Below are 12,253 nucleotides of genomic sequence, written 5' to 3'. Positions count from 1 at the left end.
AATACATATTTTGCATTCACCACATCACTTATAGAAGTGGGATACTTCTGCTCCTGAGCAAGCTCATCGCAAAAAATATTTGCTTAATAAAGTTAAAATGTCTATCTTACAGTTTACAACTGTCTAAACAAAACCACAATCATGTATAATAAAGAAAAAACCGAAAGTGTGAATATATTATGTATGACGTTATTGTAATTGGTGGGGGTCCCTCAGGACTGATGGCTGCTGCGGCGGCTGGGGCAGAAAACAAAAAGGTACTACTAATCGAAAAAGGAAATAAGCTTGGGAAAAAGCTTGCTATATCTGGTGGTGGTCGTTGTAACGTTACAAATAGACTACCTCAAGAAGAGATTGTAAAAAATATCCCTGGAAATGGCCGCTTTTTATTTAGCCCTTTTTCTGTATTTAATAATGAGGATATCATCGAGTTTTTTGAAAATCTAGGAGTTGCTTTAAAAGAAGAAGATCACGGAAGAATGTTCCCAGTTTCTAACAAGGCGATGGATGTTGTAAATGCTCTATTAGATGAATTGAAAAGACTACAAGTAGAAATCAAGTTAAATTCAGTAGTTTCCAAGTTGTTAATGAATGATGAAAAAGTAATTGGTGTAAGACTAGCTTCAGGTGAAGAAATCACTTCCGGTGCTATTGTCGTAGCGGTTGGGGGCAAAGCAGTTCCTCAAACCGGATCTACTGGAGACGGATATCCTTGGGCAGAAAAAGCGGGTCATACTGTCACGGATTTATATCCGACAGAGGTACCTCTTTTATCCAATGAGACATTCATCAAATCGAAAGAACTTCAAGGCCTTGCACTTCGAGGCGCTGGTGTTTCTGTGTTAAATAAAAAAGGAAAACCAATAATTACGCATGAGATGGATATGTTGTTTACTCACTTCGGCTTAAGTGGACCAGCCATCTTAAGATGCAGTCAATTTGTTGTAAAAGAACAAAAGAAAAATGGCGGACAACCTGTCTCTGTTCGAATTGATAGCCTTCCAGAGCAAAATGAAGAACAAACTTTTCAAATGCTTCTATCTGCTTTGAAAGAGGATCCCAAAAAAGCAGTAAAAAATGTGTGGAAAGGTATTGTTCCTGAAAGATGGCTATTGTTTTTACTTCAACGTACTGCTATTCAAGAAAGTGAAGATGGCCAAAATCTTCCGCATGAAAAGATTCGTGCACTCGCACATGAGTTAAAACAATTCAATGTCTTTGTTTATGGGACACAACCATTAGAAAAAGCCTTTGTTACTGGTGGAGGTGTATCCATCAAGGAGATAGAACCAAAAACAATGGCGTCGAAGAAGAAGCCTGGACTCTATTTTTGTGGGGAAATATTAGATATCCACGGATACACAGGCGGCTACAATATCACCTCTGCTCTTGTTACAGGTAAAATTGCTGGAATGAGTGCTGCAAAATCGATTGAATTATAAGATAATTTATATTACAATATACGTTAATAAGCGATTAGGAAGAATAGTAACTTTATGAAATGCTCTAGAGAGCTGACGGTAGCTGCGAGTCAGTGCAAGCAATAAAGTGAATGGGCTTCTTAGCTCCAAAGCTGAACGTATATAATCAGTAGGTTTTGGCGTTCGTCTACGTTATAGGACTCGCAACTGTCAGGTTGCAATAAGTGGATTACAATAGTAATCAATAAAGGTGGCACCACGGCTCTCCGTCCTTTGCGATGGAGGGCCTTTTTGTGTTTAGTTGAGTTGAGCTGAGATTAGTTAAGAATAGGAGAGCTGAGAAATGACAGTTGAGACAAAAAGTTATCAAATGAAAGAAATCCAAGGAGATATGATGACTCCAATATCCATTTACCATTCTTTGCACGGAAGGAAAAAAGTGTTATTTGAATCCTCCGCTAAGCATGAGGAAAGTGGAAGATACTCCTTTATTGCAGTTGACCCTATCGGGGAACTAACCGGAGACCAGCATGGATATTCACTATCCGTCGAAAATCGTGCAACCGAAGGTGAACACAGGTCAGTGATAGAAAAGCTTAAACAGATGATGCCAATTCATCAAGACTGCTATCCATTTTCTTTTTTTGGTGGTGCTATTGGCTATTTCGGATATGAAACTGCTTTTTATAATGAAAAAATAGGAGATTTATTAAACGACGAATTAGATATGCCAGATGTACATGTTATGTTTTACGATACGTTTATTATTTTTGATCATCTAAAACAGACGGTTTCCATAGCTGCGATCGATTTATTCCAAAATGGGCGTTCTTCAGATTCGATGACTGATGCTATAGAAAAGATATTGTCTGAACTAGAGCAGGGACCGATAAATCCTGAACGAACGGAACCCTCTCTCTCCTTTAAACCACAGATTCAGGAAAAAGATTTTACGAATATGGTGGAAACAGCAAAGGAACATATTTTAAAAGGCGACATATTCCAGGTTGTCCTATCTCAACGTTTTACCTCTCCATTTGACGGAGACCCTTTTTCGTTGTATCGACAGCTTCGTACTTCCAATCCATCTCCTTATATGTTCTATATGGACTTTGAAACTTACACTATCTTGGGGACATCTCCCGAAAGCTTAGTAAAAGTAAAAAATGGAATAGTAACAACGAACCCTATAGCAGGGACAAAGCCTCGCGGGAAAACTCCTGAGGAAGATGCTCGCATAGCTCATAATTTATTGCATGATGAAAAAGAAGTTGCAGAACATCGAATGCTCGTAGATCTTGGACGTAATGATATTGGTAAAATAGCTGAAATAGGAACTGTTCAAATTGAGAAATATATGAAAGTTGAATACTATAAATACGTCATGCATATTGTGTCTGAGGTGACTGGTCAACTAATTGAAAATGCACATATTTTAGATGTGTTAACTACCTGCTTACCTGCTGGAACTGTTTCAGGTGCACCGAAAATTAGAGCTATGCAGATTATAAATAATTTAGAACCAATGAAACGTGGGATCTACGCGGGGGCTGTCGGCTATGTATCTGTTACAGGTAATATGGATTTGGCACTTGCCATTCGAACAATGGTTGTAAAGGATCATTATGCCCATGTTCAAGCTGGAGCTGGTATTGTCCACGATTCTATTCCAAAGAGTGAGTATGAAGAAACGATTAATAAAGCTAAGGCTCTCTTGGAGGTGCAACGATGATTTTGTTAATCGATAACTATGATTCTTTTACGTATAATTTATATCAACAAGTCAGTATGTTAGGCAAAGACGTTAAAGTCGTTCGGAATGATGCTATTACTATTGAAGAACTCGAAGAGCTAGACCCTGAGGCTATTATTATCTCTCCTGGCCCTGGTACTCCTGTAGATGCAGGTGTATCGATCGACATTATTCAGAAGCTATACAAAAAGTATCCCATTTTAGGCATCTGTCTTGGCCATCAATCGATTGGCGCAGCTTTTGGAGCAAAAATTGTGCAGGCAAAAACCATTAGGCATGGTAAAATGTCCACCATATCTTATAGCCCTCAAGCTTTGTTCAAAACTTTCGAGGAGCCAATTTCAGTCATGCGATATCATTCGCTTGTGATAGACGGAGAGTCATTAATAGACGAACTAGAAATTCTAGCAAGGTCAAGAGACGACAATGAAATAATGGCCATCAAACATGTCGACTACCCTTTATATGGCCTTCAATTCCACCCGGAATCTATTGGGACAGAACAAGGAAGCCGAATAATGCAGTCATTCATCGAAAGCTTCGGAGAAAATTATGTAAAATAAGGTAAGTTGGAGTTCCTAGGATCGTTCTAGGAGCTTTTTTGATCCGAAAAATCTCTTACAGGTGTTTTAGTTGGAATTTTGGAGGGTTTAGTTGGAAAAATGAGAAGTTTAGTTGGAATTTTGAGCACGCTAGTTGGAATAAACAAAAAATAGCAAAAAGCAGCTTATCCCTATAAAGGACAAGCTGCTCTATAAGATATTAACATCTAACATGCTTGCGTTTAAAACCAATTCTTCCTTTATCTACCGCTGTTTGAATACTGTCATAAGCATTTAAGAAACTGCTTTTTTTGTTGTCTCTTTTGACTTCAACTATACCTATTTCCTTTGCAGTCTCCAGTGCTTTTTCATGCAGAGGTACATAAGAAGTTCCCACAGTTAATATAAAGTTATTCATCGAAGATTTTGTTCGTTCAGGTGATTCATGAATCTTATTTTTCACCATATCAAGCATATTAGACATTTTACTTTCTGAAAACTCAACGTCTTTTCGATTCCCCAAAAGCCAGCAGTAGCAACTCCACCCTGCTGACATTTTCAACTCCTCGTCACTTGTAATCCATTTGTCCGCAACTTCTTGAGCGATATCGGACTCTGACAAAGTTACAGCTACTACAAAATCAGAAAGCATATAAAAATATGCTGAATCCATCCAGCGATTATAATCCGCTACAGTCATGCCGTTTGGATCTGCAATAATACCGGCAAAATACATGGCATCATAGTTCCCTGTTGCGTATAGCTCATCCGCTAACTGTTGATTTATTTTTATTTTTTTTGAAATTGGTTTCATCACACCAGTAGCCACGCCGAAAAGTGGCTCATGTGCTCCATTGGATATGTATATTTTTTTAGTTCTTTCTTTACCAAGAGCTTCGAGTTCCTGCATAACTTCTTCAAAATTCATCTATTCGCACTTCCTTTATTTTTGATTTTCACAGATATAACGCTCGTTCAGTTATCACTAAATCATTTTAATCCAATCTATCCTTGAAAGTAGGACTCAATTCACTCCATACATCAAACATATTCCCGTCTAAATCATAGAATACAAAATTGGTGCCGGGATGCCCCCGATTTTCAATTTTCCCAACACGTACTCCCTTTTCCTGAAGAAAGCTGTTAAATTCTATTAATCGATCTATTCCATTCACTTCAAAGGTCATTGTAAAATGTTCCTGTTCATAAATATCCAAAAAACAAAACCGTTCTCCTTTTTTGGCCTTAACAAGAAAAAAACTTTGATCTGCAAATTCTAAAATCGCTTTGTCCATATTTCTAAAATTTTCAACAGCTCCTAGCATTTCTTGATACCATAATGATGATTTCTCTGGATTAACAACTGGTATGTATGTAGTTCCCACTCTTTTAATAAATGAACTCATTGCACACATCCCTCCCATATTCTTATAACCTTCATCATATCATTTTTTAGAACTTTCAAGGCATAGCAGGAAAATAATTCAGAAAAATCCAAACTTTAAAGCTCTAGGAATCGTTTATATATGGAAAGGAGTTGTGGTTTTGATAAATATTAATGACCTAAAAACGTTAATTCTGCAATTTACAGAACCCCTAATACGTTTGGCTTATTACTACGTAAAGGATCTCCAAGCGGCAGAGGATATTGTATAAGAAGTATTAATAGAAATAGGTTATCCTAACCCTTATGAATTCCAATAGTTATTGCAAATAAAAAAGTTGCTTATTTCTACTAACCATTCAACAAAAAAATCATCTCAACTCTAAGAAAAGCATAGAGTTGAGATGATTTTAAATACTCTTATTTATAGTCACAGCTACATTAAATTACGATATTGACCATTTTACCTGGAATTGCAATAATTTTCTTCACTTCTTGACCATCCAACCATTGTTGAACTTGTTCTGAAGCAAGAGCTAATGCTTCCAACTCTTCTTTTGTTGCATCTTTAGCAACGTTCAATTTTGCACGTACTTTCCCTTTAATTTGAACTGGGATTTCTACTTCATTGTCTACTAGTTTCGATTCATCAAATGTTGGCCAAGATTCGTAAACGATTGTATCGTCATGTCCAAGAATACGCCATAATTCTTCAGCAATATGTGGAACGATTGGAGAAATAAGCTTCACAAATCCTTCAACATATTCTTTTGAAATTTTCTCCGCTTTATATCCTTCATTGATAAATACCATCATTTGTGAAATAGCGGTATTGTAATGCATTGCTTCAAAGTCTTCCGTTACTTTTTTAACTGTTTGATGATATGCTTTTTCCATATTATCAGAAGAAGTATCTGTAACTTTAGCACTCAACTTACCGTCTTCATCGACCAATAGACGCCATATACGATCTAGGAATCTTCTTGATCCATCTAAACCATTTGTAGACCATGGTTTCGAGGAGTCTAGTGGCCCCATGAACATTTCATAAAGACGAAGTGAATCGGCTCCATGACTTTTCACGATATCATCAGGGTTAACTACGTTCCCTTTCGATTTAGACATTTTCTCGTTACCTTCTCCAAGAATCATCCCTTGGTTAAATAGCTTTTGGAATGGCTCTTTCGTAGTAACTACACCAATATCATAAAGGAATTTATGCCAGAAACGTGCGTACAATAAATGAAGTACTGCATGCTCTGCTCCACCTACATAAATGTCCACTGGAAGCCAGCGTTTCGCTAGTTCTGGATCGACAAGTGCCTTGTCATTGTTTGGATCGATATAACGTAGGTAATACCAGCAGCTACCTGCCCACTGAGGCATAGTATTCGTTTCACGACGGCCTTTTTTACCGGTTACTGGATCCACAACATTAACCCATTCCGTGATATTAGCTAGTGGCGACTCACCTGTACCACTTGGTTTAATATCTGTAGTAACAGGAAGCATTAACGGTAATTCAGACTCTTCTACTGGTGTAGAAGTGCCATCTTCCCAATGAATAATTGGAATCGGCTCGCCCCAATAACGTTGACGACTGAATAACCAATCACGTAGACGATACGTAATTTTCTTCTCACCTTTACCATTTGTTTCAAACCATTCAATCGCTTTGGCAATTGCTTCTTGTTTGTTTAAGCCATTTAAAAACTCAGAGTTAATAAGTGTGCCATCAGCAGTGTAAGCTTCTTGTGAGATGTCTCCACCAGCAACTACTTCCACGATTGGCAAATCAAATTGTTTTGCGAACTCGTAGTCACGCACATCATGTGCAGGAACTGCCATAATAGCACCAGTACCGTATGTCGCTAATACATAATCAGCAATCCATATTGGCATCTTCTCTCCACTTACTGGGTTAACGGCATAAGCACCTGTAAATACACCTGTTTTATGTTTTGCAAGATCTGTACGTTCAAGGTCACTTTTTAATTTCACTTGATCTTTATAAGCTAGCACTGCTTCTGCTTGTTCCTCAGTAGTTATAGCATCCACAAGCTTATGCTCAGGCGCTAATACTGCATAGGTTGCACCAAAAATTGTATCCGGACGTGTTGTAAATGCACGGAAGGATTCTTTCGTGCCTGCCACTTCAAAAGTAAGCTCCGCACCCTCTGAACGTCCTATCCAATTACGTTGCATTTCTTTTAAGCTGTCTGGCCAGTCAAGATCATCTAAATCTTCTAAAAGTCTGTCTGCATAAGCAGTTATACGAAGTACCCATTGTCGCATCGGACGACGTTCTACTGGATGCCCTCCACGCTCTGACACACCGTCAATTACTTCTTCATTAGCTAAAACAGTTCCTAATGCTGGACACCAGTTTACCGGCACTTCATCTACATATGCTAGGCCTTTTTTGTACAGCTGGATGAAAATCCATTGAGTCCATTTATAATAAGAAGGATCTGTCGTATTTACCTCTCTGTCCCAGTCAAAAGAAAATCCTAAATCCGTCATTTGACGTTTAAAAGTAGCAATATTTTTTGCCGTGAACTCTGCAGGATCGTTCCCAGTATCAATTGCATATTGCTCCGCTGGAAGTCCAAAAGCATCCCACCCCATTGGATGAAGAACGTTATAACCTTGTTTACGTTTAAACGAACTTAGAATATCCGTTGCGATATATCCAAGTGGATGACCTACATGTAGACCTACTCCTGAAGGATAAGGGAACATATCCAATGCATAGAATTTTGGTTTAGACGGATCATCTGTCATCTTATACGTTTTGTTTTCTTGCCAATACTTTTGCCATTTTTTTTCGATTGCTTCATGATTAAAGCTCATAAATTTTTCCTCCTCCAATGTATGAAAAGCGGAAGCGCCTATTTCTGCCTCGACAGGCAAATGTGTTTAGGATAGATCTGTAAAGTGCACCACATCCTGTGGCATAGCAGACATAACCTGCATCGTGCGGACCTAGGAAGAAGCACCTCAGCCACATCAACTATTTCACATTTGCCCCGAGAGGTTAGACTCTAAAGCTAGACATAAAAAAACTCGCCCCTTAAAAAACTAAGGGACGAGAGATATACTCACGCGGTACCACCCAAATTAGTGAAAAATTCACTCAACTTGATTCCTTAACGCGGAAAACGGTACAAGCTACTATTAGTTCACTTATACAGACTCAAAGGCGAGTTCAATAATTCGTAACGCTAACTTACACCATCCGTTAGCTCTCTAAAGATACGAGATTTATTTACTAATCCTTTTCACAGTCGACTTCTATTAGTTTTAATAATAATGGATTCCACTTTAAAATACAAGCTGATGTTAAATAGAGACATTTTCCCTTACGTTATTAATTATAAGTTCCGCTTCTGTAGCATCTATTATATCCTGAACAGAGTAACCCTCGAATACCTCTTTCAATTCAAGTCCATTTTCTGTTACTTCTATCATTGCCCGTTCTGTTATTATTTTATTCACAACTGCCTTGCCTGTTAAAGGTAATTCACATTGTTTTTTAATTTTAGCAGAACCGTCTTTTGCACAATGATCCATAATGACGATAATTTTCTTTGCACCGTGCACGAGATCCATTGCCCCTCCCATGCCTTTAATCATCTTGCCTGGGATCATCCAGTTAGCGAGGTCACCTTTTTCGGATACTTCCATCGCACCTAAAATAGCCACGTCGACATGTCCTCCGCGAATCATCGCGAATGACTCTGCACTATTGAAAAAAGCCGAGCCTGGAATAGTCGTTACTGTTTCCTTACCTGCATTGATAAGGTCAGGGTTAACTTCTTGCTCGGTTGGGTACGGTCCAATACCAAGTAAGCCATTTTCCGATTGTAAAACGACCGTTTTATCGGGAGAGATGAAATTCGCAACTAAAGTCGGAATTCCAATTCCTAAGTTTACGTAGTTTCCATTTTCAATTTCTTTTTCCGCTCTTCTTGCAATTTTTTCACGTGAATTCAATCGAAACTCCTCCTTAAGAACGTGTCGTTAAACGTTCGATTCTTTTTTCTTGTTCCGCTTGGAATAGACCTTGAACATAAATGCTTGGTGTATGTATTTGAGCAGGATTTAAATCTCCTGTTTCTACAATTTCTTCTACCTCTGCAATGGTAATTTTACCAGCAGCAGCCATCATTGGATTAAAGTTTTGCGCTGTCATATTATAGATAAGATTTCCGAATTTATCTGCTTGAGCTGCACGTATGAAAGAATAATCCGCTCGAAGTGCCTCTTCTAGTACATATTCTTTTCCATCATAAACTCGCACTTCTTTACCTTCCGCCACTGTAGTACCTACACCAGCAGGAGTAAAGAAAGCGGGAATTCCAGCCCCACCAGCACGGATTTTCTCCGCTAGAGTTCCTTGTGGAGTCAATTCCACTTCTATTTCACCCGAGATTACTTGTCTTTCAAACTCTTTGTTTTCTCCAACATATGAACCTATCATTTTCTTTATTTGCTTATTTTTAAGTAGCAGACCTAGACCCCAGTCATCCACGCCACAATTGTTCGAAATAACCGTTAAGTCCTTCACACCTTTATCGACTAAAGCCAGTATTAGCTGTTCTGGAATTCCAACTAGTCCAAAACCTCCAACCATCAGCGTCATTCCATCTTGCACCCCTGCAACAGCCTCTTTAGCTGAATTGTAAATAGGTTTCATGCTCCAATCCCCTTTCATCTAAGCTTGATACATTATTATTTTCTCAAATATTCGACAACTTAGCAAACTATATTCTTATACCTAGATTCTAAGCATTATTATTCTGAATCGCACCTAGAATTGAATCAAAATTTTCCATATAAATAGACAACTTATTGACTAGTATAACCACCATCCAAAACAACTGCTTGCCCGGTCATTCCTTTTGCGGAATCACTAGCTAAAAAAAGAGTTAGATCTGCAACTTCCTTCACTTCTAACAATCGTTTTTGTGGAACTAGAGGATATAACACTTCTTCCAATACAGATTCCACTGGAACATTTCGTACTTTTGCTAAGTCTTTGAATTGGTTTCGAACGAGTGGGGTATCCACGTACCCTGGGCAAACTGCATTGACAGTTATTCCATCCGCTGCTGTTTCCAGAGCTGCAACTTTCGTAAGTCCAATTAAACCATGTTTAGCTGAGTTATACGCTGCTTTCCCAGCAAAACCGACTAAACCATTTATAGATGCCATATTGATAATTCTCCCTAATCCGTTCTTCCGCATATGCGGAAGAACGTGTTTAGTTGCTATAAACGGAGCAGTCAGCATTATTTTTATCAATAGTTCAAAGCGTTCTGTTGGAAAATCTTCCAACATTGCAACGTGCTGCATACCGGCGTTATTAATAAGAATATCAACACTCCCATACTTCTCAATAGTGACATTAATTGAATTAATAATATCTTCTTCCTTTGTCACATCGCATTTAAGACCTATTACATCATCCCCTAAAAGTTTTGCGGCTTCTTTTACTTTTTCTTCATTTACATCTGTTAGTACTACAATCGCCCCAGCCTTATAAAATTCATGAGCAATCTCCAACCCAATGCCCCCTGCTGCTCCCGTAATAAGGAGCACTCTATCTTTTACCATTTTATAACCTCCAGAAATATGTCGTATAGTAATTTTCAGTAATTTTAAATCCCTAATCCAAACGAGAAGAGAATAATCGCAATTATTACACCAAGTGTTGGTACGACTACAGTGGTCGCAGCAACTGGCCAATAAGCTGCACTATGTTTTTCACCACAGATTGATTGAATAGTAGTGACGACATAGCCATTATGCGGCAATGAATCAAGGGCACCCGAAGAAATGGCTACGACCCTGTGTAATGCCTCAGCATTTACCCCCATATCTAGATAATGCGGGGCTAACAATGGCAATGCAATTGTCTGACCACCCGATGAAGAACCCGTCATACCAGCAATTACCGATACCGCAATAGCAGCACCAATTAGTGGTGAACCAGGAATATTTGTCATTGCCTCTACTGCCGTTGTAAATGCAGGTACGTTTTTAGCAACTCCGCCGAAACCCACTACTGCGGCAGTATTTCCGATTGCTATAATCGCACCGACTGTACCTGCTGAAAATGCTTCCCAGAAATTTTTAGAATATTTTCGTCCAACAATATAAGTGGCAATTACACCACCAAGTAATGCAATTATTAAAGCCGACTGCGCAAGTTTATCATGGAAAATATATGAGATTATTAGTACTACTAGTAATGGAATCATTGCTAAAAACGGATTTGGCAGATTTCTATTAGTATCAAATGTTGGATCTGTTTCACGATCTATAAAACGTTCCCCTTTATTGACAGCCTTTTGAATAATACGTTTCAACCACCAGTATCCAAAAGTGGCCATAAACAAAGCGACAATTATACTTACTTCCCAACCCGCATATGCATCAGTCCCTAAATATTCAATTGGGATCCAGTTTTGAATTTCAGGTGAACCCGCAGATGTCATCGTAAACGTGACAGATCCTAAGGCTAATGTCGCTGGTATAAAACGACGCGGTAAATCCGCTTGTTTAAACAAAGAAATAGCCATTGGATAGACAGAAAAAGCAACTACGAAAAGACTTACTCCTCCAAATGTTAATACTGCACAAGCTAGGACAATAGCTAGTACTGCATACTTCATCCCCAACTTACCAACAATCCACTTGGATACGGAATCTGCCGCACCACTATCCTCCATGACCTTTCCGAAAACCGCTCCAAGTAAGAACATCAAATACCACGAAGCGATAAAACCAGTAAAACCTGACATATAACTCGTAACATAATCAGCCTCATCTTTACCAGCAAGCTGGGAAAATAAAGGCATTCCACTTGTCACAGCTACCAATAGTGCAGAAATAGGACCAGCTATTAAAATATTAACGCCTTTCATAGTCAACACTATTAGTAAGGCTAAACCTCCTATAAGACCGACCATACTCAATATTTCCATTTACATTTCCCCCAATTATTTAAGAGTAATAAGTTGTATTTGTAGCATCCGTGTATAAAAGTGATTGAAATAAATAACAAAATCAAGTAAGAAAAAATTAAGTGCGCGATCATACTAATCGTAAATTCATTTACAACCAATTTTCTTTGCTAGTATCCAAA

At 38.4% G+C, this 12,253-nt stretch carries 10 protein-coding genes and 2 other annotated features; of the genes, 3 read left to right on the top strand and 7 right to left on the bottom strand.

The window, feature by feature from the left end:
• Positions 1 to 179: 179 nt before the first annotated feature.
• The 3 genes from BM260_RS07975 (at position 180) to BM260_RS07965 (ending at position 3,737) form a co-directional block, all read left to right on the top strand.
• Complete coding sequence (locus BM260_RS07975; RefSeq protein WP_093536817.1) at positions 180 to 1,442, top strand: BaiN/RdsA family NAD(P)/FAD-dependent oxidoreductase; 1,263 nt, start codon at positions 180 to 182, stop codon at positions 1,440 to 1,442.
• 24 nt (positions 1,443 to 1,466) lie between these two features.
• Positions 1,467 to 1,698, top strand: a binding site (T-box leader).
• A 66-nt stretch (positions 1,699 to 1,764) separates the two neighbouring features.
• Entirely contained in the window at positions 1,765 to 3,153 is a 1,389-nt protein-coding gene (gene trpE / locus BM260_RS07970) for an anthranilate synthase component I (protein WP_093536816.1), read from the top strand.
• Positions 3,150 to 3,737, top strand: coding sequence for an anthranilate synthase component II (locus BM260_RS07965; protein WP_093536815.1), 588 nt, complete (start codon positions 3,150 to 3,152; stop codon positions 3,735 to 3,737). The genes trpE and BM260_RS07965 overlap by 4 nt, the downstream gene beginning before the upstream one ends.
• A gap of 199 nt (positions 3,738 to 3,936) precedes the next feature.
• Here the strand turns inward: BM260_RS07965 and BM260_RS07960 are convergent, their stop codons facing one another.
• The 7 genes from BM260_RS07960 to BM260_RS07930 all read right to left on the bottom strand — a co-directional run bounded on the left by BM260_RS07960 (position 3,937) and on the right by BM260_RS07930 (position 12,086).
• Positions 3,937 to 4,644 carry a DNA alkylation repair protein gene (locus BM260_RS07960; protein WP_093536814.1) on the bottom strand — a complete coding sequence of 236 codons (708 nt, stop codon included), beginning with the start codon at positions 4,642 to 4,644 and terminating at the stop codon, positions 3,937 to 3,939.
• Between the two features lie 67 nt (positions 4,645 to 4,711).
• Positions 4,712 to 5,122: a VOC family protein gene (locus tag BM260_RS07955; RefSeq protein ID WP_093536813.1), complete on the bottom strand. Its 411-nt coding sequence runs from the start codon at positions 5,120 to 5,122 to the stop codon at positions 4,712 to 4,714.
• Positions 5,123 to 5,541: 419 nt separating this feature from the next.
• Entirely contained in the window at positions 5,542 to 7,953 is a 2,412-nt protein-coding gene (gene leuS, locus BM260_RS07950; RefSeq protein WP_093536812.1) for a leucine--tRNA ligase, read from the bottom strand.
• A gap of 228 nt (positions 7,954 to 8,181) precedes the next feature.
• Positions 8,182 to 8,394 (bottom strand) — a binding site (T-box leader).
• A gap of 48 nt (positions 8,395 to 8,442) precedes the next feature.
• Positions 8,443 to 9,096, bottom strand: a complete 654-nt coding sequence (locus tag BM260_RS07945; RefSeq protein WP_093536811.1) for a 3-oxoacid CoA-transferase subunit B — start codon at positions 9,094 to 9,096, stop codon at positions 8,443 to 8,445.
• Positions 9,097 to 9,109: 13 nt separating this feature from the next.
• Complete coding sequence (locus BM260_RS07940; RefSeq protein ID WP_093536810.1) at positions 9,110 to 9,799, bottom strand: CoA transferase subunit A; 690 nt, start codon at positions 9,797 to 9,799, stop codon at positions 9,110 to 9,112.
• A 152-nt stretch (positions 9,800 to 9,951) separates the two neighbouring features.
• Complete coding sequence (locus tag BM260_RS07935; RefSeq protein ID WP_093536809.1) at positions 9,952 to 10,719, bottom strand: 3-hydroxybutyrate dehydrogenase; 768 nt, start codon at positions 10,717 to 10,719, stop codon at positions 9,952 to 9,954.
• A 44-nt stretch (positions 10,720 to 10,763) separates the two neighbouring features.
• Entirely contained in the window at positions 10,764 to 12,086 is a 1,323-nt protein-coding gene (locus BM260_RS07930; RefSeq protein WP_175496246.1) for a GntP family permease, read from the bottom strand.
• Between the last annotated feature and the right edge of the window lie 167 nt (positions 12,087 to 12,253).

The organism is Psychrobacillus psychrotolerans (genome assembly GCF_900115805.1).
In the GTDB taxonomy this organism is placed as follows: domain Bacteria; phylum Bacillota; class Bacilli; order Bacillales_A; family Planococcaceae; genus Psychrobacillus; species Psychrobacillus psychrotolerans.
The sequence above is the reverse complement of the archived record's forward strand: the minus strand, read 5'-3'. Positions and strand labels throughout refer to the sequence as shown.